This is a genomic window from Phycisphaeraceae bacterium, from assembly GCA_020639155.1.
Classification (GTDB): Bacteria; Planctomycetota; Phycisphaerae; order Phycisphaerales; family UBA1924; genus JACKHF01.
Map to the genome: position 1 here is coordinate 1,598,305 of JACKHF010000001.1, position 22,376 is coordinate 1,620,680.

A 22,376-nucleotide genomic window follows, 5' to 3' on the forward strand; every position below is an offset into this window, starting at 1 on the left:
AGTTTGAACACACAAGCCCAGGGGTTGCAATCCCTGGGCTTTATTTATTTCTTACCGCAACGACTGCATGACCTGTGGTATCAAGTCGCACAACTCTGTCGCGAGCAGGCCGGAGTCTGCATTGTGTGTTTCTGCCCAGCGTTCACCAGCGAGTGCGTGGATGTGCACGCCGAGCCGCGCTGCGTTATAGAGATCCATCCTCTGCGCGATCAATGATCCGATAATGCCGGAGAGCACGTCGCCCGTGCCGCCCGTTGCGAGGCACACATGCCCTCGTTCGCAGGTCCATGTTCGATCTGCGTCCGCAACAACAGTGTGCTGGCCTTTTAGAACAACAACACACGACAAGGCTTGAGCAAGTGATTGTGCAGCATCGGTTCGTTGCGCGGGATCAGTCGGATCGTGCGTGATATTGAGTGGTGCTGCGAGCCTGTGATACTCGCCCGCGTGTGGCGTAATGACCATGCTGGCGTTTGATCTGGTAGATTGACCGAGCAATGTCGCGAGTGTGTTCAGGCCGTCCGCATCGAGCACAACTGGCGTGCGATCCTGCGCGATGACACGCGAAACCACATGCGTTGTCAGTTCGTTCACGCCTATCCCGGGGCCGACGACGAGCGCGTCGCAGTCTTCGATCGCGCGAGTAAGTGTTTTCTCGCGCGATGAGAGTGAGTCGGGAGATAACGCAAGCCCTGTCGCGCTCGTGCACAGAGAGAGCCCCGCGATGAGCAGGGGCTCTGGCATGATGAGTCTGACGAGGCCGCATCCTGTGCGTGCAGCTGCGGTCGCAGCGAGCACCGGCGCACCGATCATGCGCAGCTGCTCATCGTTCCCGACGCATCCGCCGATGACACCGACCGTGCCGAACGTGCCTTTGTGCGCGTTAGTGGGGCGAGCGGGGAGAGATGGAAGTTGGCTTGGTCTGTGGTTCATGTGTTGTGTTGAAGCATCTCATCCAGCAGTCCTTTGCATGCGCGCTGGACCATATCAAACACGTTCTCAAACCCTTCCGCGCCGCCGTAGTAGGGGTCTGGCACCTCCGCGAGATGTTCAGCTGTCGCATCAAACGATCGCATGAGTCTGACGCGCTCTGCTGGCGCGCCGAGTCGCAGCAGATCGTCCATGTTCTGTTGGTCCATGGGCAGGATGAGATGGAACCGATCAAAGTCGTTCTTCGGGTTGAGCTTGCGCGCAAGGGAAGGGAGTTCGATGCCGCGCGCCTTCGCGGTTGCGCGTGCGCGCGGGTCTGCGCGCTCTCCAGCGTGCCAACCACCCGTGCCGCAGGAATCGATATCGAACCGGTCGAGTATACCTCGCTCGCGCGCCTCGTGGATAAAGACGCCCTCAGCGATGGGCGATCGGCAGATGTTTCCAAGACACACAAACAGCACGCCGAAGGGAGACGCATCGTGCAGACGGATCGGAGAATGCTCGGTCATGCGTGCAGTGTAGAACGATCAGGTTTTCATGGCCGACAGGCTGGCGATGGTCATTGGCGCGAGCACCATCACCGGCAGAAACGCGCAGATCGCAACGGGCACACCGGGAATCGGAATCGCGGTGCCAAGCATCGCCCCGATGATCGCGATAACAGCGATTGGCGCTGCCTTGACGACATGCGAGATCAGAGCGGATGGCTCGCGCTTGAGGAAGAACGGCATGACGAGCAGCATCGCGAGCACGGTAGCGATCATTGTCGCGAATCTGCCGTACTGCACTCTTGCGAGTCGATCCCGCACATGTGTGTTGAGTTGGCCATGCGTTGAACGCATTGCAGCGAGCTGCGCCGTCGAGAGATGCTGCGCATAGCCCGAGTACTGCCTGATGCGCAGCGCGGTTGGATCAAGATCTGTGCCGAGCCTGAGTTCTGGCACGGTTGCGCGCGCGTCAATCGTTGGCTGGCCCGTTGTTTCGGAAGGATCAAAGTCATCCACACGACGATCGATGGTTGCATTTGTCAGCACCCATGCGCCATTGTCCCACGTGGCATGGTCAGCAGTGATGCGACGCTTGCCCATGCCGTTGTCGGTGCGTTCAAGCACATACACACCGTTCAACTCGCCCTTGTCGGCATCGAATGACTTTGCATAGAACAGTCGCTTATGGCCATCGGCGGAGAGTGGACCTTCCTGCGTGCCAAGTGTGCGGGACCCGGCCTCACCGGGATCTCGTGTCAGCAATGGTGCTGCCTTTGGCAGAAATATCTCCTGGTTGATTATTGCAACCGTTGTCATCGCGATCGCAACAATCAGAAACGGGCGCACCACGCGATGCAGACTCTGGCCGCTGGCGATCATGGCAACAAGCTCGCGATGGCGCACAAGCTGCGTGACGGTGAACCCCATTGCAGCAGTGAGCACAACACCGAGCAGCGTGTTGTAGAGAGAGAAAAGCCTTGGTCCCCACAAATCGCCAATAAGTCCAACTGCGAGTGTGACGCGTGGAACGATCGCGTCGGTCTCGCCCTTCTTACGGAGAATATCGCTCGCAAGACGGAGGAAACGATCAATGTTCAGCGATATATCAATTGCAATGATAAAGCAGAACAGCACGCACATCAGCGCGACGGTATTAAAGAGGTACTGCTTGATGATGTATCGATCGAGAAGCTTCATCTGCAGGAACTATATTCGCTGGGCAGGCTGATCTCTCTTATCGTCAATCCGACCCGACGGGGGCAAGGGCGTCGATGCGGCTGTTGATATATGCTGCGCTCAACGCACCGATCAGCACCCCGCCGAGGATATCCGTCGGGAAATGGGCGCTGCTGGCGAGTCGCTGATAACAGACCATAGCGATGACGATGACTGCCCAAATCCGAGCCTGGGGGATCTGGGCAGCGATCAGAAGCGATGCGCCCGCGATGACAGCCGCGTGGCTTGACGGAAATCCGAGATTGGAGTCATCTGTCAATCCGTGCAAAAACGGCTTGTATCGTGTCACGACCTCGAAGCCCGCCTGTTCAATGTTGTAGGTGACAACTGGGCGTTCACGTCCGATCAGACGCTTTATCAACTCAGCGACCAGTCCGGCGATACCTGCGCTCAGAAATGCGCCGAGCACGATGCCGCGGAGTCGGTACGCGACTTCCCGCTTGAGCACATCACCAAATCGATTGATACACAGCAGCGCGACGGCGCAGAAGATGATCCATGTTTCCATCCTGCCCAGTGACCACAGCACGGTGTGCAGACCATTGCGATGGTACTCGGGATTGTGCGCAAGCCTGACGATCGACGCATCAGCAAGTCTCAGCAGCACAAACACTGCACCAGCGATCACAAGCACCCAGCGAAGACGCGAGTGCTGGCGTTCTCGTAATGTGCCTGGTCCCGTGCTGGCGAGGGCACGAGTGCAAGGACTGGTTGTGTTCAATTGCGATGCCATGCGTGGGATGCTAGGTCTGTTCACCTTCTCCTGCGCACGGCTGAGAATCCAGCGAATCCAAGCATCGCACCCATGCCCGGCGATGGTACAGCAACAGCACGCACCATCCATGCGCCGGGGAACGGTGCCTGATCCATTCGAAGAATGAATGGTGATGCGCCAAGATTCGACGGATCGATTGTGCCATCAGCAAAGAACCACGACTGATTTCCCGGGCTCTGCGGATCCAGTCGTGCTGGACGATCATCGGGTGGTGTTACGGGCACCATTGCAGCAACGAAGAATGCACCGGAGACAGATGTGTCTGGTATGGAATACGACTCGAATCCAGTCTGACCTGTGCTTGCGGTCAGGCCCGACACTGTTGCGAGCGGGATGGCGTTGCCGGGGTCACCATTCATGTCGGGATCGTCAAAGACATATAGCGTGACCGGCGCGCCGACTGCGTACGATCCGAATCCGATCTGCACCTCAGTAATGACATTCGCGCCGGGTTGTGTGTAGAAGTAGTTGCCCCAGAGCATCTCCGCAGTAAACGTCGGTCCGATGTTGATGTTGCCCGATCCGTCGTCGAGTGTGTAGGTTGTCTGCGCTTGCGCCGTACACATAGCTATGGAACACGCCACTACCGCCGAAGCGTCAGCGACAAAGCTCTGTCTTTGCATGTCTCTCTTCTCTCTTGGGGTCTTCATCAATGCATGCGACTATCTTCGCGGATTTCTGCCGGTGATATTTGTGCGTGGCCGCTGTGGTTCCTTCTTCTCAGGGGCTGCGATTTCCTTTGCCCCGAAGGGAGATCCGTTTGGTGTTGTGTCGGTTTGGGTCACGCTCTGGTCGACCGGTTCTTCGTCTGATTCGTCATCATCATCAGAGATATCTTCTACCTCTTGCTTGCGCATGGCATCTGTGCGTGGATGGCGCGTCGCGTCGCGCCCATCGTCGATATCCATGCGACCAAAGATCAGCCGGCCGGCTGCGGTCTGAAGAGAACTCGTGACTGTGAGTGTGACCAGTTGATCGATATGGTTTGCACCGTTCTCGGCAATGACCATCGTGCCATCGTCGAGATATCCGACCGCCTGTCCTCGCTGCTCGCCGGGCTTGATCAGCTTGATCGCGAGCTGCTCGCCCGGGATGAGCGACGGTTTGAGCGCGTTTGATACCTCGTTCATGTTGATAACCCTGACATCCTGAATGCCAGCGATGCGGTTCAGCGCGATGTCGTTGGTCACGATGGTTGCGTTCATCTGGGATGCAAGTTCCACAAGCTGCTGATCAACACCCTTTGCAGACGCTTCAGTCGGATCGATAGATATGTCAACCGTGGGCGAACGCTGGAGTCGGGTGATCACGTCAAGCCCGCGCCTGCCTCGGGCACGTTTGAGCTTGTCGCGCGAGTCGGCAAGCGTTTGGAGTTCGGTGATGACAAACTGGGGCACGACCATGGGATACTGGATGATGCCAGTCCCAGCAAGATCGAGAATGCGGGAGTCGATCAGCACTGACGAGTCAAGCAGCAGCGGGCGCGGGCCTCGGATCTGGCGCGCAAACTCCACATACGGGATCACCAGCCGGAAATCGTCCTTGGTCTGCAGGACTGTCGAGATGCACAGATAGGACAGGGAGATACCGAACAGCAGCGTTGCCACGGTGATCGCTTCGACGTTCTCCTCGAACTGCCACAGTTTCGCCAGCAGATTGATAATCTGTCCGAGTGCGTACGTGCCAATTAGCCCGGCCACGAGACCCACAAAGATTGCCGTGAGTGTTGCGATCTTCTTGCGCGGCGTGAAGATGTCGGTCAGCAGGAAGGCGCAGAAGAGGAACAGAGTGCTCGATGCGGTCACCCACCAGATAGTGGCTGCGCCTGTCTTGGTTTCACCGGATTCTGTTCGTGTCTGGCTGAGGATCGTCAGCAGCGCGACGGTCGCCATCATGACGAAGAACGCGAGTCTGAGCACTCGGACGACCGCCTGGATCTGGCGTTCGTCAGCGGCAAATGGATTCAGTTCAACAGATTGCTTGTGCTTTGTCATCATGTATGCCCATCCAAAAAACGTGCGAAATATCGCACTGGAGAGACCGGAATAACGCTGGGGCACTGGATGGAATAACGAATAGGCCCCTGTCCGCAACGGCGGACGGCATATATACAGACAGTTCGTGTCTGGATGAGTTTAGGTTCGCAATCCGGCAGTCTGTGTTTTCAAAAGATCATCATCGGTTGTCGAGGCTCTCGGACGTGCGGTTTCGAGCTGCTATACTCGCCCCTCATGTGGCACGGTCGATCAGATTGTGCCCCGTTCGGATGGTGGCCGGGCCCGGTGCACGGGTTGGCCCGTGAACCTGGTCAGAGCTTGACCGCAGCAGCCATAAGCGGCGTTGGTCCGGTGCCGCCGGTGTCCTGGTCACCATCCGGGCGATTCTTCTAATCTCGGCATAACTTTGGCGACTTTTGTTTCTACAGTTTGTCATGGCAAACGCAACACTGAACCCCACGAATCCCGTCGTCAAAGCACTCAACCGCGAGAACTCAGACCGCATCTGGAACCTGTCCGCGGGGCCTGGGTGCCTCCCGGAGGATGTGCTCAAGCAGATCCAGGGCGATATCTGGAATGTCATGGGATCCGGTGTCGGTATTCTGGAGCACTCACATCGTGGCAAGGTTATTGACGAGATCTTTGCCAGAACGCACGATCTTGTGCGCGAGGTGCTCAGTGTGCCAAGCGGGTACACCGTGATGTTCGGCACAGGCGGCGCATCAACGCAGGCGCACATGATTCCCATGAACTTCATGCCGAAGGGCGGCGTCGCGGATTATTTCGTGACAGGGCTTTGGGCGCAGAAGGCGTACAAGCAGGCGAAGTACATTGGCAAACCCCACGTCTGCGCAACAAGCGAAGACAAGAAGCACTCGTACATTCCATCGCCCTCAGAGACGAACTATTCCGAGAATCCCGCATACGTTCACTTCACGTCGAACAACACAGTCGCAGGAACACAGTTTGCAAAGAACGCAGAACCCACAGCCCCTGCTGGCGTGCCATTGATCTGTGACATGTCGTCCGACATCGCGTCGCGCACGTGCGACATCTCGAAGTACGATATGATCTACGCGGGCGCGCAGAAGAATCTCGGCCCCGCAGGCACGACGCTCGTCATCATCAGGGACGAGTTCATGGCAAAGGAAAACAACGAACTACCGGATCTGCTGCGTTACAGCGCAACAGCCGACCAGCTTTCTCGCTGGAACACGCCGCCGGTCTTCCCGATCTACGTTGTCGGTCTTGTGCTGCAGTGGTACAAGGATCAGGGCGGCGTTGCAGCAATGGAAAAACGCAACAACGCCAAGGCGAAAGTTATCTACGATGTGCTTGATGCGGGGTTCTATCTCCCGCACGCGCGCAAGGACTCCCGCTCAATGATGAACATCACGTTCAACTTACCCTCGCCCGAGATCGAGAAGCGCTTCTTTGAGGAAGCCACCGCCCACGGATTCTCCGCGATCGAGGGACATCGCTCGGTCGGTGGCGTTCGTGCGAGCATCTACAACAGCTTCCCTGCGGAAGGCTGCGACGCGTTTGCCCAATTCCTGCGCGAGTTTGCAAAGAGAAACGGGTAAACGATCGGTAGAACATTGTGAGAAATGAACAGCCCGGGCACGCTCCGGGCTTTCTAATCCTTCTACTTATGCCCGGCGTTGCTCTTTAGAAGGGAACGTGCCGCTCGCCGACAGGGTTTGTGACACAAGATCCCACGCACGAATCATTTTCTCATTGCTCGCACGGGCGGGATGATGTACTGCAATAACATATGTGTTCTTTGCAAATGTTGGTGTTGTTGCTCTACTTGCTTCCTTCCAGCATAACGTGATGTCGAAAGATTTTGTTGCAGCCAACCACGAATCTTCGCCCATACAAGCCACTACTTGTAAGTTTGGCATTGAGCTTCGGACAAACGAGACAATCCTTGATCCATAGTCAAGGGCGAGTTTGCGGGAAGGCAATGTGCCACTCATTGAATCATCGTCACGCAACATGCCAGCAAGGACTGATCCATACAAAATGCCGCAAGCTTCCGGCCTTGCTCCTGTTGCAATACAATCTGCACACTTGCGGAGCCGAGTGTTTGTGCGTAGTGAAGGCTCGTGCCGGAATGGTCTAGGGTCACCTTCTGCTATACGATCTCGTATGAGTTTGCTACATGCGAAGTCCTTTGCCATCAGCAGCACGCGACCGTTCCAGTCACCGTAAAGAGATTCAGTGCCGAAGATTCGAGTCTCATTCGGTTGGAGTGAATAGATGTTTGTGTAACCAGGGATGTGCTTGTATTTGATCCAGTTGGGGATTGGCGGTGTCATAAACTATCGCATCGGCACTCATCTATGTCCGATCCAGTGTCAGTTGAGTTAGAGTGGCAAAGCTTCTCAGTCCCGATCGACGCGCCTGATAACAACGCCCATCACGATCCCGAGAGCGAGCAGAGCAGCGCACACGATCGCGAACCCCCACGGCGAGTTCTTCAGGGGAATACCGTCAACGTTCACTCCCAGGAGTCCTGTGAGTAATCCGAGCGGCAGGAAGATCGACGCAATCTTTGTCAGCAGGTAGGTTGAGCGTGTAAGCTGGAACACCTGCGCGTTGGCGGCATCATCCTGCAGCACATGCGAGCGCTCAGAGAACATCATGAGCTCCTCGACGACACGCGCGTTCGTGTGCGCACAGTGTGCGAGTCGATCGGTGTCGATCTCACGCGACCACGTAAGCTCCTCGATGGGGCACGACTCAAGCATCTCACGCTGGGGGCGGATATATCTGCGCAACTGGATGATCTGCTGGCGCAGTGTTGTCAGCTTTGACATGTGCGACTGGTCCACCTTGTCGATCATCTCCTCCTCAAGCTCGCCAAGCGAGTCGCCGAGTTGGTCGGAGACTGCTTCAACCTTTGCAAGTAGCTGGCGCAGGAACGGGATGAAGATGTCGATGGAGTGCGCAATCTGCATGCCCTTGCGCAACGTTGCGAGTACCTCGCGCGACGATCTGATCGGGGCGCTGCGCATCGTGACGATCAGCGACGGTGTCAGGAACGCGCGGATGGAGATGAGATCCTCAAGGTCCGCGTTCGGGTTGCAGTTGACGCCGCGCAGAAACAGCAGCAGTGAGTCCCTGCTGACGACAGAATGTGGCTGGGTGAAATCGCCGAGCATCGCGTCGGATTCATCGGAAGTGAGCCCGATGTGAGTACGAACCCATGATCGCGCTCGATCATGATGCAGATCGAGATGCACCCAGACCACTGACTTCACGGGCAGATTTGTATCGAAGCTTCTTTCTGCGAGCGAGCCATCCAGGCGATCAAGATCGTCCCAGTGAAGATCCTCGCACCCATCAGGCGTGACGCGCACCGCGAATGCAAGCCCGTCAACGCTCGGGGAAGGCTGGGGCAGGTTCTGGAAGAGTCTTTGTTCGGTCATGCGCGGGTGTATGTGATTTCCATGCACTTGAACTGCTGGTCAGGAGCAGAGCCGACCTCTCCCATGAACATCTCCATCACATGCTCGTTCGTATTTTTCACTGTGATGACGGTACGCTTCGCCATCTCGTTGGTCGTGCCGGGCATGATGAATGTGTTGTGTGCCGTATAGATCTTCTTAGCGTCGTCGAAGGAGCCGGTCTCAAACTGCAGGCTGCTGCCCGCGGTGTCGTACCAGATGCCTTCGTATTTCTTCGTTGTCGGGTTGTATGTCCACACACCCTTGCCCTTGAACTGCTGACCCATGAACTCGGATCCTTCGTAGTTCTCCTCAAGGTACAGTCCGTTGAATGCCCACGTGTTCTTCATGACGCCAGTCATGTCCATCGGCTCGGCGCCGGGCTGCATCCAGAACCGTGTCTTTGCATTCCACGTGCCAATGAACTGGTCGAGCACCTTATGCTCTGCCGACACGGTCTGTGCTGCGCATTCTGATGTTGCTTCGCTCATGGTGTGTTCCTTTCTCGCTTGCTCTTTGATATGACGTGCATTATCCAATGACCGGGAGCGAACGCGAAACGCGCAGCTGCTCAACAGGTCGTGCGATCAAGTCGTACCCGTCTGATCCGACAATCACGCACTTGATCAGTTCGCCCGGCACAAGCTTCTGGGTCGAGTGCACGAACGTGACGCTGTCAACACTCGGCGCCTGCGTGGATGTTCTGCCCTGATAGAGTGCAGCATTGGTGCTCACGCCGGTAGTGTGCAGTCCCGCGGTCGAGGTTGTGCTGTCGATGAGCACATCGACGCGCTCACCGGTGGTCTCAGGGTTTGCTTCATCAAACTTTGCTGCTCGTGCTTCGTTCTTTGCAAACGCGATCTGTTGCTGGAGCTCCATCAGCTCGTTATGCCGACGGCGCTTTGTCTCGGCAGGCACAGCAAGCGAAGGATTGTTCTCCATCGTGCCCGCTGGCGTGCCGTCTTCTTTCGAATACTCGAACACGCCCATTGCGTCGAACTGCTGCTCCCTGATGAATGCGAGCAGTTCCTGATGGTCCTGCTCGTTCTCACCGGGGAACCCTGTGATGAATGTTGTGCGGATGGCCATCCCCGGCACGCGCTCGCGCAGCTTGCGAAGGACTTCCGCCTGCTCGTACGATGTCACATTCCGACGCATCGCGCTGAGCATTCTGTCAGAGGCGTGCTGGAGCGGGATGTCGATGTACGGGCACAGATGCCCCTGCTGCACAAGTTGAGCGAACGCGTCGATGTACTCGTCACGGAAGCTGGTCGGATAGGCGTACATGAGGCGGATCCAGCCGTGCCCAGCCTCGTGCTTCATGGTGTCCGAGAGTGACTTGAGCAGATCGGGCAACCCGCCGCGCGCAAACAACCCGTCGCGTGCGCTGTCCTGTTGGTCGAACCCGATGCCGATATCGTCGCCGAAGCTCGTCGTGTCCTGTCCGATGAGGTTGATCTCGAAAGCGCCGTCCGCGAGCAACTCGCGCAGCTCTGTTGTGATGCGGTCGATGGGCTTAGATCGCATCTTCCCGCGGATGGACGGAATCGTGCAGAACGCGCACGCTTGGTTGCATCCCTCGCTGATGCGCAGATAGGCGTAGTGCCTCGGTGTCAGTCGCAGACGCGCCGCATCGTCCTCGAAGTACCCGACACCTCTTCCGTCTTTGCCGTTGACAGTCAGACCAACAGTTTTCAATCCCTCGTCGCGTGCCTTGGTCAGTGCGTTGGCGTGGATCCAGTACTTCGGCTTCTCCTTGTTTGTGTTGTCGACAGTCTCGCGCTGCGGCGTGGTTCCACGAACCGCGTGGACGATGTGGTCGCGATCGAACACGCCGACCATCGCATCAATTCCGGGTGCCCAGTCGAGCATTTTGGCGCGATGGCGCTGGACGAGGCATCCCGCAACGACAACGCGCTTCACGGTGCCATGCTTTTTCTGCTCGATCGCGTCCTTGATGACTGACAGGCTCTCGTCCTTGGACGCTTCAAGGAACCCGCATGTGTTGACGACCACAGCGTCCGCCTGCATGGACGCGTCAGGGTTGGCCGGGTCGTAGCTGACGGGGATGATGCCGTCCGCGGCGAGGAGCCCGAGCATTTTCTCAGAGTCCACCAGATTCTTCGGGCATCCGAGACTGACAAACGCGACCGACCGGACCTCGTTATCCGCAGCGGTTGTGCGCGCATCGCTCGCGCGATCGGTTGATCCAGCACGCGAGGATGTTCGCGACGATTTGAGCTTTGTTATATCCACCAGCAGATCGTAGGTGCGGCGGACTCAGGACCCAATCTCTGACCTCTCACTCTGCTCCGAGAGTTGGCTCTTCTACCGGGAACACGTTGTCTGCGAAGTCGTACTCAAGATTCGCAAATCCGTTCTCCTCGGGCCCAAGCCCTGGCATGGGGTAATGGTGGTGGAGTGCCCGCCCCAGTTCGCTCTCTGTCGCGAGCAGCACCTCGCACTCGGCTTTGAGCCTCTTCGTCGCGAACCTGATCGCGCGGGGCAGATGCTTGCGTGATGTGCATGCCACAAGCTTGCCGTTCTCATAGCTCACGGGCAGAATCCCGAACTGCCATGCTTGACGAGCTGTGACAAGATCGATCGCGTTTTTCGCAGGATCAAGTGAGGAGGCAGTGGTTTCAGCGGCCAAGTCCGCATACTGCTCCGCCCAGGCTCGCTCGATATCGCGAGGGTGAACGCCGAACTGTTCCTCTAGGATCGCACCGATCGGGCGCGTCCGCTTCTCCTGCATGCGCAGCGCTTCCGCAACCTGTGCCTGTGTGATGATGCCATCGCGAACAAGATACTCGCACAACTGGTTCGACATACCAATCCCCTCCCGCTGAAACCACTTCAGCCGGATGGTGATCGACGGGCTCGCATGCTTCCTTCTGGAATTGCGCAACAGATGCGCAGAGTTCTGTCTGGATGGGCGAGCTGGCACATCCTGCGCGAGCATGAGCGTGAGAATCTCGTGTTTTTTCAGCGGTTTTCTTGCCTTGCGATCATTCGTTATGCTGGAAAAACGCGGATGAGTGCGTGCATAACCGGTTCAGATGTTCCAGTCCGCACGCGATGCGTTATTAGCATAATCAGGAAAGACAACACACGCGATCCAAACAGACCGCGTGTGTGTGTGGTATCGTGTGATGTCCGGAGTATCAGCGGGCGGGCTCGATTGTCACGGTCAGTCCCTTGGACTCGAACTGCTCCATGTAGAGTTCGGCAAGCTCGCGATGGGTTGTCAGCACGAGTGACACGCCCTGCATGTGCGCTTCTAGCATCACCTCGACAGCGCGATGGCGGTTGAGTGGTGTGACATCCGTGATCGTCTCGATCACGTCGAGCATATCTGTGACTTCGTCATTGTGCAGAAGCACCGCGTACGGCGGCAGGCGGTCCATGATGGGCTCGACCAGTTCCGGCGTCGCGGTCGCGGTCTCGTTGGACTCTTCAAACGATGGGGGATCTATCGGCATTGATTCGTTGTCCTGTGGCATGATCCCTCCTGTCCCAAAAGTGTATCGTGTGTTCGTGTCTGGATGTCGGCCAGCGGGAAACCCGTCCTGCAGATTCCTGTCGATTGGTGTTTGTTCGTATAGCTCGCAGTCGAAACTACAAAGAACGGATTTTTCTCATTTCCCCACGCAAAAGGCGGAAAACACCCGCCCCAGCACGTCGTCAGCATCGATCCGACCCGTAATCCGCCCCAGCGAGTCCAGAGCAGCCCTCAGAGGGAACGCCAGCGACTCGGGCACGGCCAGACGATCGGTTGTTGGGTCGATCATCGACGCTGTTTCATCAAGGTACGACAGGGCCTGCGACAGGTTCACGCGATGTCTGGCTGGGACCGCAGAACTTGTGCTCGCTCCGATCGCAGCGTGCAGCAGCGCGGTTCTGAGTGGGTCGAGTGATTCGCCCGTGAGTGCACAGATCGAGAGTGCACTGTGGCGTTGATTGTCTGAGGGTGCTTCGGCAAGATCAGACTTCGTGCGCACGCGGATGACTGATGTTGCACTGTGCTCAGGCAGTGATAGAAACTGTCCGGCTGGATCGCAATGGAGGATGACATGCGCATCATGCATCGCGTCGCGAGCGCGTGATTGTCCGATCGCGTCGATCGCGTCGAGTGAGTGTTCTGCAATCCCTGCGGTGTCACCAAGCCGGATCGTGACAGCGTGGTCCGCGTCTGAAAGTGTGACGCGTTCGATCACGACATCGCGTGTTGTTCCCGCGTGCTCAGACACAACATTCCGCGAAGTGCCGATCAGCGCGTTGAAGAGTGTCGTCTTGCCAGCGTTGGGTTTGCCGACGATTAAGATCAGTGGCTCGTGCGCGCCAGCTTCCTTTATTGTGTTCTCGCCGATGTGCTGGTGTATCTCGGCCATGAGTGTGCGCAGTGTTGTGTGCAGCTCATTCGGCGTGATCGCGACCACGTCCTCCTGATCGGTAAAATCGATGCCCGCTTCAACAAGCGCGAGCAGATGCGCAACCGTTTCCGCCCAGCGTTCGTACCGGTTGCCCACGTCGCCCCGCAGCATCGCGTGCGCACGGTCGAGCTCGTCCTGCGTCTGTGCGCTGATCATCGCAGCGACACCCTCGGCCTGCGTCAGAGTGAGACGATCGTGCAGATACGCGCGCGCGGTGAACTCGCCCGGTTCTGCGAGGCGCGTGTGCTTCAGGGATACCAGTCGATCCATGATGGCTCGCGTGATCGCGACACCACCCGGCACGAGCAGTTCGATCACATCCTCGCCCGTGTATGAGTTCGGGCCGGGCATGACCACTGCAAGGAGGGGCATGGGATGCCAGTTGTCGCGGATACGCAGCTGTGATCGGTGGATGCCCCGCGTGCGTGCACAATCGGGCAGCATTGCATCGAATACGTGCGAGAGATCGGCACCGGAGATACGGATGACTGCTCGCGCGGCCTGGCCTGCGGGTGTTGCGAGCGCGCAGATGGTGTCTCCCGTCGCCATCAGGTGCCACGTGTGTTGCCGAAGAGTTCCACGTGCAATCGATGGCAGTATCGCCAGCCACGCTGCACGCACAGATCAGCAGCCCACGCGACCGATTCGGGCGTCGGCACCGTTACGCCTTCCGGCATGAGCATGATGTTGCAGGGTTCTACCGAAGGAAGTTGCGCGAGCAGGGTATCGATCTCTGTGACGTCCTCATCATTCCGCACGACAAACTTGAGCTGGTGCGATGGATAGTCTGAGATGAGTTGTGTCAACGCCTCGATATTCAAGCGCAGCTTCTCATGCCGATCGTGCCACACGCCGCTTTGATCGCGAGGATCATTCTTTGCAGGGGTCGAGTGCGAGAGCTTGGGGCTCAGACTCATCAGGTCGCAATGCAGCGATCGTGCCGATCGATAGATCGTTCCTGCGGTTTCGATCGTGATGTGCATGCCGAGTTCGTGCACGCGCTGGCACAACGGCTCGATCGCATCGAACAGCATTGGCTCGCCGCCAGTCAGCACCATGTGACGGATGTTGTGGTCGAATGCTGCCCTTGCAGCATCGATGGTCTCGTCGATCGTGCGCATTGTTTTTTCAGGGTGCCAGCTCGCGTACGGCGTGTCGCACCACGTGCATCGCAAATTGCATCCGCTTGTGCGCACGAAAAAACTGGGTACGCCGGTAAGTGCGCCCTCGCCTTGGATCGACGTGAACATCTCGCTTATAGGCAGTTTGTCACGCACGCGTGCTGTTTGCGAGACGTGCGGATCGTGCTCTATCGGAAGCTGGATTGCGTCAGAACTCATGCGTGGTCACACACCGGGCATGTGCTCGACGGTGTAGTTTGGTGATTCTTTCGTGATACGGATGTCGTGCGGATGGTTCTCGACAACGGTTGCTCCTGAGACCTTGCAGAACTTTGCTTCAGCTCGGAACGTATCGAGTGTTGCGCACCCGCAATATCCCATCGCAGCGCGGAGGCCGCCGACGAGCTGGTACACGAACTCTGCGAGATGCCCTCGATACGCGACGAGACCCTCGACTCCCTCGGGCACGAACTTGCGATCGTCGGCTTTCTTCTGCTGCAACTGATCGGCTTGGCCGTAGCGGTCGGCACTGCCCGCATTCATTGCGCCCTCGGACCCCATGCCGCGATAGCTCTTGTAGCGTCTGCCGTGATGGATCACAAGCTCGCCCGGTGATTCGTGCAGTCCTGCAAAGAGCGAACCGAGCATGACACAGCTTGCACCCGCAGCGATTGCCTTTGCGATGTCGCCCGACATGCGGATGCCGCCGTCAGCGATCACAGGAATGTCCTTCCCGGTCCGCTGGGCACCCTCGACTGCGTTGAACACCGCGGTGATCTGTGGCATGCCCACACCGGTGACGACACGCGTTGTGCAGATGGACCCCGGACCGATACCGACCTTGATCGCGTCGGCACCCGCATTGATCAGATCGACAGCAGCTTCAGCGGTTGCGATATTGCCTGCGATGACATCGATATTGCGTGATGCTTTGATCGCGCGAACAGTCTCGATGACGTTGCTTGAGTGTCCGTGCGCTGTGTCAACGATGATGACATCGGCACCAGCTTCGATGAGTGCGTCGACACGATCAAGCTGACCTACACCGACCGCTCCGCCACAACGGAGTCTGCCTCGCGAATCTGTGCATGCGTTGGGGTAGTCGCTCAGGCGTTCGATATCGCGCATCGTGACCATGCCGCTCAGCATGCCCGCGTCATCGATCAGCAGAAGTTTCTCGACCTTGTTGCGGTTGAGCACCGCTTCTGCTTCCTGCAATGTCGTGGTGGGCGATGCGGTGATGAGTCCGTCCTTTGTCATGACATCCTGTACAAGCGTGCTTGCATCCTCAACAAACTTCAGATCTCGGCGCGTGAGGATGCCCATGAGTTTGCCGTGCGTGCGGAGTTCGAGATCACCGTCTGCAACAACAGGGAATCCTGAAACACCGTGCGTGCGCATCAACTCGCGTGCGCGTCCGACGGTGGTTGTCGGCCCGAGTGTGATTGGATCGGTGATGATGCCGTTGGCCGATCGCTTGACCTTTGCCACTTCGCGCGCCTGCGCTTCGATGGGCAGGTTTTTGTGGATAATGCCAATGCCCCCCTCGAGTGCGAGCGCGATGGCAAGTGCCGATTCGGTCACGGTATCCATTGGTGCCGAGAGAAGCGGGATGTTCAGAGTAATGGAGTTTGTCAGCCGGGTACGCGTGCTTGCATTTGCTGGAAGGATGCTCGAAGCGCGCGGGATGAGAAGCACATCATCAAAGGTGATGCCTTCCTGCACGACTTTGCCTGCGCCAACGAGACCACCGCTCGGTCCAGCGTATTGGCCTGCAGATGCGTTCAGATCCGGTTGTGAAGTGGAAAGTGCTGCCATGCACATGCTTGGCTGGAACTCTCACAGAGTCAACACATATATTGCAACTTCGCGGATTCTGCACAGAAAATGCGGTTCTGATCTATCGACGCTGGGAGTACAGGTTCCCAAACTCGATGTAATCGAACACGTTTAGCGTGCCGTTGCCGTCCAGATCACACTCGGGGTTTCCTGCGGCGTAATCTGTCCCGAACGCGATGTAATCAAAGATGGTGTACTCACAGTCGTGGTTCCAGTCCGCGATGAACTGGAACTCCTGCCCCGTGGACTCGGCGTACAGCAGCACCGCTTCGAAGGTCTCTTCGGCGCACGGGAGAATCTCGGTTGGTGGTGGAGCAAAAGAAGGACCACGAAGTTCGATCGTAAAGCCCCAAGCGCCGCGGTTTGCATATGACCAGTCCTGAGATGTGCCCGAGGATGGATAAAGTGCCGAGTACCATGGACCGGGTGTATATGGCATGCTGTGAACGGCCAGGATTGCGTTGCGCATGCCAACTGCAAGATTGACAAACGCCTGGTTGTCCGGTGAGGGTGTTGATGTATATGCCCAGGGATACAGCAGCAGCGGGCCGTAGCTATGCACATCGATTGATGCACGCAGGTTCGGGTATTGCATCATGAGATTGCTCATGGCTGTTGTCTCAGGCTCGCTGAACGGAGCCGTGCCCCAGTAGACATTGCTGTTCGGGTTCGCGTTCCCTGCTGAACTGTGCGGGAGCGAAAGCCCCCACTGGAACGCCCAGTTGCGGTTCAGATCAACGCCAAACGTGCCGTTCCCGTTGTTGCGACGGTTCTTTCGCCAGAACCGTTCTGTTGTCCACGTGTAGTCGAACCCGTCCGGGTTTGAGACAGGCACAAATACAAACTCAACCTCGTTGAGCAGTGCATCAATGCGTGGGTCGGTGTCGGCGTTTGTAATGAGTTGATCGATGAAATAGGTGACGCACATCGGGCTGATCCACTCGCGTGCGTGCTGAACACCATTGATGAACACGAGTGGACGGCACCCGGGGACCGAAGGCAGATCCCGTCGAATCGAGACCGCTGTCATGTCACGCCCTTCGATTGTCTGGCCGAACGTCCACAACGTGGCGAGGTCCGGGCGGGAGTTGACGAGCGAACTGATCCTCGCCATGATGGCAGCTTCGTTTCGGAACTCTTCGTAGAAGGTCACGCCATCGAGCGCCTGCCCCTGCTGCATGGAAGCCAGAATGCGAGCATTCTCCTCGTCCACGGTTGTCTGCAGGTTGTCGATCAGCACCTCGAAGGTAAGCCCGGATTCCTGTAGAACTACGAACTGTTCTGGCGTGACGCGATATTCAGCCTGATTGTCGCGGATCGAGTGCGACCACATGTCATCTGAAAGTGATTCCATTGTGCGCACATCGCGGATGGTGTCCACCTGTACGCGCACGAGCTTGTGCCCGTCATACCGGACGACTGGGTCTCCGGGATTGCCGAGCGGCTGAGCGAACGAAGTGGTTGCACAAAGCAACCCAGTCCCCGCAGCAAAGAGGGTGAGCACGGATCGATGGATCAGATAGGCTTGTGTACGCATGCTTCCAATATACCACGACTCAGCACAGTTGCGCGTTCGTAGTTGACGAAAAAGAGAACATTGGATACCAATCAAAGGCCGAAACTGCGAGTGACCTTCTGTTACCGGCGCTGGGCATAGAGCGAGTTGAACTCGATGTAATCGAGTACATTCAGCGTGCCATCATTGTTCAGATCGCACCGTAGTTCACCAGCCACGAAGTCGGTATTGAAATCGATAAAGTCAAACACGGTGTGCTGGCAGTCGTGGTCCCAGTCAGCGATGAACTGGAACTCGTCCGCTGTCATCTCGGCAAACCGCAGCATTGCCAGGAACGTCTCCTCGGCGCACGGCAGAATCTGATTTGGTGGTGGCGCAAATGATGGGCCGCGCAACTCAAAGGTGAATGCCCACGCTCCGCCGATGGCGTAGTACCAGTCAATCGACGCACCGGATGTTGGGTAGATTGCTGTGTACGAGCGGCCATGGTTGTAGTTTTTTCCGTACAGCGCAGCGATGTCAGCCTTCATTGCGAGTCCGATCGCGTTGAACGCGCTGTCGTCCGGTGAGCCATCGGGCGTGTATCCCCATGGGTGCAGCAGCAGTTGTCCGTAGCTGTGGACGTCCAGCGCAGCACGCACATTCGGATACTGAAGAAGCAGGTTCGCAATCGCTGTGCTCTCGGGCTCGCTGAAAGGAGCTGGTCCCCAGTAGACCGCGCTGTTTGTGTTGTTGTTGCCCGCTGAGCCGTGTGGGAGTGAGACACCCCACTGGTAGTTCCAGTTCCGATTCAGATCGACACCAAAGGTACCATCTTTATTGTCGCGTCGATTCTTTCGCCAGAATCGTTCAGTTGTCCATGTGTACTCAAAACCATCGGGGTTTGAGATGGGAACGAACACGAAGTCCATTCTGTCGAGCAGCGCATCAATGCGTGGATCGTTCGAGGGATTCGTCATGATCTGCTCGATGTAGTACACCGTGCTCATCACGTTGATCCACTCCCGTGCGTGCTGGAGTCCGTTGACGAACATCACGGGCTTGCAGGGTGACCCAGCCTTTGCCGGACGCGATATCGAGATCGCGCGCATATCACGTCCCTCGATCGATTGACCGAATGTCCACATGTTCACAGTTTCAGGATGCGCTGCAGCAAGCGATTCGAGTCTGTACCAGATCTGCGCAGCTGTTTTATAATCCGCATAGAATGACGGCGCTGTTGCTTCGGGCAGTGACGCCTGTGTGCTGAGTCTTGCGTTCTCGCTATCGACAAGTTCCTGCACGTTCTGGATGAGCACCTGAAACGGGAGCCCGGACTCCTGAAGCAGCGCGAATCCTTCTGGTGTGACAAGGTACTCGGCACTGTTGTTCCGCACGCCGTGCGACCACATGTCATCTGAGATGTGCTCCATCATGCGCAGATCGCGCATCGAATCGATTTCGACACGCACGAGTTTGCTGCTGTCGTATCGAGTCACAGAAGTGCCGGGCTCTGCAAGGGGCTGGGCAACTGCAATCCCAGCAACCCACAGGCAGGGGACTGAGATTGCCGCACGGAAGGTTGAATCGAGCAGACGTGGTGTTGTGATCCGCATACACCCAATATACCACATCCTCGTCGCGGGCGATAGAGGGGACACGCCGTACACTTTCCAAATGGCAATCCCATCAAACAGCTTTGAGCCGATCGACGAGTTGTCATTGGCAGGGCGGGTGAGCAAAGGGGATGAGGGCACGATGACACTGCTCTTTGATGCAGTGGCGTTGCCGAGTGCGATCTATGTACTTGCCGTAAGCCTGTTTGCGAGTTCGCTTCTGAGCACGATGTCCCTGCTCCCGCTCGGGTCAACACAGTCCATCGCGACAATGATTGGGTGGCTCGCGGTTCTTGTGATGGCATCCGGAGCGTACATTCTTGATCGGGTTAAACTTGCAGGATCGCACATGGATCCTGCAGATGATGATGCACACGAAGTTCGGATGCGCTTCGCACGCACGCACCATCGCATCCTGCGAACATTTGCAATGGTCGAGTTGTGTGCAGGCAGCGTGCTGCTTGCGATCAGCTCGTGGCTCATGCATGCCCCGGTTGCTTTGCAAATACTGGCGGTGTGCGCTGGTCCAGCAGCGATCCTTGCAGGGCTCGTCTACGCGCCCGGGCCTGCGCGTTCGGGTCTCTTGCGAGGCAAGGATGTGCTTGTGCTGAAGCCACTGCTCGTTGCGTGTGCGGTCACCGGGCTTGCACTGCTTCCTGATATTGTGACGATGCAACTGAAATCGCCTGCGTGGCGTGAAGCAGCTTTGATCGTGTGTGTGCTGGTCTGGGTTGTAGGGGACGCGATTCTTTCAGATATCGATGACGTGGAGTCTGACCAGCGATGGGGAACGGACACCGTGCCCGGTCGCATCGGCGCAAAGTGGGCGGTCTTTGCTTGTATTATTCTGCATGGAGTTGTCGTTGTTGTGCTTGCGTGTACAGCAGTCTTTGGCGCTGCGTTCGATGCAAAGATGTGTATCGCTGTTGTGTGCTTTGGAGCGCTGACTGGTCACGAGATCATTGTGTTTCTGATGAACACACAGAGACCAGTCCGGCGCATGCGGCACTCGGTCGACACGCGCCTTGCCATCGCGTCCGGGCTCGTGCTGGCATCGTATCTGTTGATGGGGTGAGGGTGCTGTATTATGCTTCGTAGACAACGACAAGCATGATGTCTGAATCTGCAAACCGGCGTGTGCCACCGGTGCTGATCGCACCCGGGATGGCCCGTTCGCTTGCCACGGGCATGACAGCCTGCGGCGAGATGTTGCCAAACATGTTGATAACCTTGACGCCAGACGACTTCAGCCAGGCATTGACATCCTCTTCAAGCTGATTTGGTTCGCTCTTGTGCCCGTGGAACACCTTGATCTGCTGCATCGGCTGGTCCTTTCACATCTGGGATCAGTTGTCGTTGAGCCCCATCATAAACAGCCAAACGGAACCTGTCGCCAACTCAGACGCTATAGACTGCAGTTCGCGTGTTTTGACGGAGTGGATATATGGAACAGGATATGAGCAGTCGCGGAGAATTAGCATCATGGAAGAAGGGCTGTGGAGCGGTGGTTGTTGTGGTGCTGGTCGCGATTCTGTCGGGCGGGCTGTGGCTGAACTGGCGACTGGGACTCAAGCCGAAGATCACGCGGAACTTCGTTGCCGAGATAAACACCAGACTTGAGAAGATACCCGAATCGGATCGGGCTTGGCCTCTCTTTGTCGATGCGATGATTCTCGATGCCCAACTGAGTGACGAGGAACGCGAGCGAGCGATTCGATGGTCTGATCTTTCAGGCGCGCGTCCCGGTGATCCCGCGTGGGATGAGGCTGTGGACGCTTTTGAGGTGAACAGATCGATGCTTGAGCTTGCGTCACAGATCGCAGCGAAGCCCGTGCTCGGGGCGATGCTTTCGGATCAGCATGATCCTCGATTTGCCCGCGCGATTGGGGAAGCTGCAGTGCATCCCAACGAGAATCCAAGTCTTATTAATATCCTGCTGCCTCATCTGGGAACTGCGAGAAACCTGTCGAAGATGCTCGCCTTTGATGCACGTGCAGCTCTTGAAACGCACGATCCGGATCGGTTTGTTCAGCGGATGGACGATCTCTGCAGCATCGCGTCAATGGTGTCTGAGGACGGCACGCTCATCTCTCAGTTGGTTGGATACGCCATATGTGGACTCATGTATTCTGAGATAGGGCTTGCTCTGCAGGACTATTCGGCTGAACTTGCCGAATCGCATCTTGACAAACTCGATTCCGTGCTTGATCGGATTGAGCAGAATCAGGTGCTTTCATGTAACATGTCGGTGGAGCGGATGTTCTTTGACGACATGCTCCAGCGCACTTACTCGGATGATGGCAACGGAAATGGACGTATGACTCGGCAGGGTGTGAAGGAACTGGATGAGCTCATGGGTGGGTTTGCATTTGCAGCAGATGCAAATGCGCTCACTGCGCTGAACATGTTCGGGCTTGCATCTCGCAAGGAGTTGGATGCGTTCGCCGACGAATTTTACGCAACTGCTCAGACGTACGCTGACACACCTCTTTACAGTAACGCGGCTACACCAGAAGAGGTGATCGAAAAGTACATGCCATCCGAGTATGAGCAGCGCAGATACATGATTGCGCATCAGCTTGTGCCAGCGCTCGGGCAAGCGGCTGTTACGCGATGGCAAATTCTGACGCATCATGGTGCGATGCGGGCACGAGTTGCAACTGAGCGCTACCTGAAAGACAACGGCACCATGCCACAGTCACTTGATGTGCTTCTGCCCGATTACCTCGCCGAGTTGCCGAAGGATCTGCTGGTCGATGCGCCGCTGCAATGGAGGGAGACAGAGTACGGCTGGACACTGTACTCTGTGGGGTACGACAAGAACGATGATGGAGGCGCGCCTGAGACGGACGATGCGGGGTTGCCAACAAACGGCAACGGGCGCCAATATGTGAATCCTCGAAATAAACAGACCCAGCCGTGTGACTGGGTCATCTTCCCTGTATTCCATGTCCCCGTAACACAGGAAGGAGAGCTTGATGAGTGATTCAATGT

The 22,376-nt window shown here is 57.1% G+C and carries 21 protein-coding genes and 1 other RNA gene; 4 read left to right on the forward strand and 18 right to left on the reverse strand.

The features are described from left to right. Nucleotides 1-51: 51 nt before the first annotated feature. The 6 genes from H6815_06745 to H6815_06770 form a co-directional block, all read right to left on the reverse strand. A complete protein-coding gene (locus tag H6815_06745) occupies nucleotides 52-933 on the reverse strand; it encodes an NAD(P)H-hydrate dehydratase (GenBank protein MCB9860137.1) in 882 nt (293 codons plus the stop codon). Further along, nucleotides 930-1,439 (reverse strand): low molecular weight phosphotyrosine protein phosphatase, encoded by a 510-nt coding sequence (locus H6815_06750; GenBank protein MCB9860138.1) that lies wholly within the window; start codon nucleotides 1,437-1,439, stop codon nucleotides 930-932. Before H6815_06750 ends, H6815_06745 begins: the two co-directional genes overlap by 4 nt. 18 nt (nucleotides 1,440-1,457) lie before the next feature. Further along, on the reverse strand, nucleotides 1,458-2,615 hold the full coding sequence (locus H6815_06755; protein ID MCB9860139.1) for an LptF/LptG family permease: 1,158 nt from the start codon (nucleotides 2,613-2,615) through the stop codon (nucleotides 1,458-1,460). 43 nt (nucleotides 2,616-2,658) lie between these two features. Further along, entirely contained in the window at nucleotides 2,659-3,387 is a 729-nt protein-coding gene (locus tag H6815_06760; GenBank protein MCB9860140.1) for a phosphatase PAP2 family protein, read from the reverse strand. 20 nt (nucleotides 3,388-3,407) lie between these two features. Beyond that, nucleotides 3,408-3,995, reverse strand: coding sequence for a hypothetical protein (locus H6815_06765; protein ID MCB9860141.1), 588 nt, complete (start codon nucleotides 3,993-3,995; stop codon nucleotides 3,408-3,410). 96 nt (nucleotides 3,996-4,091) lie between these two features. After that, complete coding sequence (locus H6815_06770; protein ID MCB9860142.1) at nucleotides 4,092-5,426, reverse strand: PIN/TRAM domain-containing protein; 1,335 nt, start codon at nucleotides 5,424-5,426, stop codon at nucleotides 4,092-4,094. Between the two features lie 274 nt (nucleotides 5,427-5,700). Between H6815_06770 and ffs the strand changes: the two genes are divergently transcribed. Further along, an RNA gene (gene ffs, locus H6815_06775) (signal recognition particle sRNA small type) lies at nucleotides 5,701-5,800 on the forward strand. Nucleotides 5,801-5,860: 60 nt separating this feature from the next. Beyond that, a complete protein-coding gene (serC, locus tag H6815_06780) occupies nucleotides 5,861-7,009 on the forward strand; it encodes a 3-phosphoserine/phosphohydroxythreonine transaminase (GenBank protein MCB9860143.1) in 1,149 nt (382 codons plus the stop codon). 66 nt (nucleotides 7,010-7,075) lie between these two features. Here the strand turns inward: serC and H6815_06785 are convergent, their stop codons facing one another. From H6815_06785 to H6815_06835, 11 genes are all read right to left on the reverse strand, one after another. After that, nucleotides 7,076-7,747 (reverse strand): hypothetical protein, encoded by a 672-nt coding sequence (locus H6815_06785; GenBank protein ID MCB9860144.1) that lies wholly within the window; start codon nucleotides 7,745-7,747, stop codon nucleotides 7,076-7,078. A 66-nt stretch (nucleotides 7,748-7,813) separates the two neighbouring features. Then, entirely contained in the window at nucleotides 7,814-8,860 is a 1,047-nt protein-coding gene (locus H6815_06790; GenBank protein MCB9860145.1) for a hypothetical protein, read from the reverse strand. Beyond that, nucleotides 8,857-9,369, reverse strand: coding sequence for a DUF1579 family protein (locus tag H6815_06795; protein ID MCB9860146.1), 513 nt, complete (start codon nucleotides 9,367-9,369; stop codon nucleotides 8,857-8,859). The genes H6815_06790 and H6815_06795 overlap by 4 nt, the downstream gene beginning before the upstream one ends. A 40-nt stretch (nucleotides 9,370-9,409) precedes the next feature. Continuing rightward, nucleotides 9,410-11,134 carry a 30S ribosomal protein S12 methylthiotransferase RimO gene (gene rimO / locus H6815_06800; protein MCB9860147.1) on the reverse strand — a complete coding sequence of 575 codons (1,725 nt, stop codon included), beginning with the start codon at nucleotides 11,132-11,134 and terminating at the stop codon, nucleotides 9,410-9,412. A 46-nt stretch (nucleotides 11,135-11,180) separates the two neighbouring features. Then, complete coding sequence (locus H6815_06805) at nucleotides 11,181-11,708, reverse strand: hypothetical protein (GenBank protein MCB9860148.1); 528 nt, start codon at nucleotides 11,706-11,708, stop codon at nucleotides 11,181-11,183. Between the two features lie 334 nt (nucleotides 11,709-12,042). Beyond that, complete coding sequence (locus H6815_06810) at nucleotides 12,043-12,285, reverse strand: ATP-dependent Clp protease adaptor ClpS (protein MCB9860149.1); 243 nt, start codon at nucleotides 12,283-12,285, stop codon at nucleotides 12,043-12,045. A 231-nt stretch (nucleotides 12,286-12,516) separates the two neighbouring features. Beyond that, nucleotides 12,517-13,860 carry a 50S ribosome-binding GTPase gene (locus H6815_06815; protein MCB9860150.1) on the reverse strand — a complete coding sequence of 448 codons (1,344 nt, stop codon included), beginning with the start codon at nucleotides 13,858-13,860 and terminating at the stop codon, nucleotides 12,517-12,519. Continuing rightward, nucleotides 13,860-14,576: a 7-carboxy-7-deazaguanine synthase QueE gene (locus tag H6815_06820; GenBank protein MCB9860151.1), complete on the reverse strand. Its 717-nt coding sequence runs from the start codon at nucleotides 14,574-14,576 to the stop codon at nucleotides 13,860-13,862. Before H6815_06820 ends, H6815_06815 begins: the two co-directional genes overlap by 1 nt. A gap of 81 nt (nucleotides 14,577-14,657) precedes the next feature. Beyond that, nucleotides 14,658-16,250: an IMP dehydrogenase gene (guaB, locus tag H6815_06825; protein ID MCB9860152.1), complete on the reverse strand. Its 1,593-nt coding sequence runs from the start codon at nucleotides 16,248-16,250 to the stop codon at nucleotides 14,658-14,660. Between the two features lie 82 nt (nucleotides 16,251-16,332). Continuing rightward, nucleotides 16,333-17,808 carry a hypothetical protein gene (locus H6815_06830; protein MCB9860153.1) on the reverse strand — a complete coding sequence of 492 codons (1,476 nt, stop codon included), beginning with the start codon at nucleotides 17,806-17,808 and terminating at the stop codon, nucleotides 16,333-16,335. 101 nt (nucleotides 17,809-17,909) lie between these two features. Continuing rightward, a complete protein-coding gene (locus H6815_06835; GenBank protein ID MCB9860154.1) occupies nucleotides 17,910-19,382 on the reverse strand; it encodes a hypothetical protein in 1,473 nt (490 codons plus the stop codon). A gap of 61 nt (nucleotides 19,383-19,443) precedes the next feature. On the opposite strand from H6815_06835, the gene H6815_06840 reads away from it, so the two are divergent. Then, a complete protein-coding gene (locus tag H6815_06840; GenBank protein MCB9860155.1) occupies nucleotides 19,444-20,457 on the forward strand; it encodes a hypothetical protein in 1,014 nt (337 codons plus the stop codon). Nucleotides 20,458-20,467: 10 nt separating this feature from the next. Here the strand turns inward: H6815_06840 and H6815_06845 are convergent, their stop codons facing one another. Next, nucleotides 20,468-20,704 (reverse strand): hypothetical protein, encoded by a 237-nt coding sequence (locus H6815_06845; protein MCB9860156.1) that lies wholly within the window; start codon nucleotides 20,702-20,704, stop codon nucleotides 20,468-20,470. A 134-nt stretch (nucleotides 20,705-20,838) separates the two neighbouring features. On the opposite strand from H6815_06845, the gene H6815_06850 reads away from it, so the two are divergent. After that, entirely contained in the window at nucleotides 20,839-22,368 is a 1,530-nt protein-coding gene (locus tag H6815_06850) for a hypothetical protein (protein MCB9860157.1), read from the forward strand. Nucleotides 22,369-22,376: the final 8 nt, after the last annotated feature.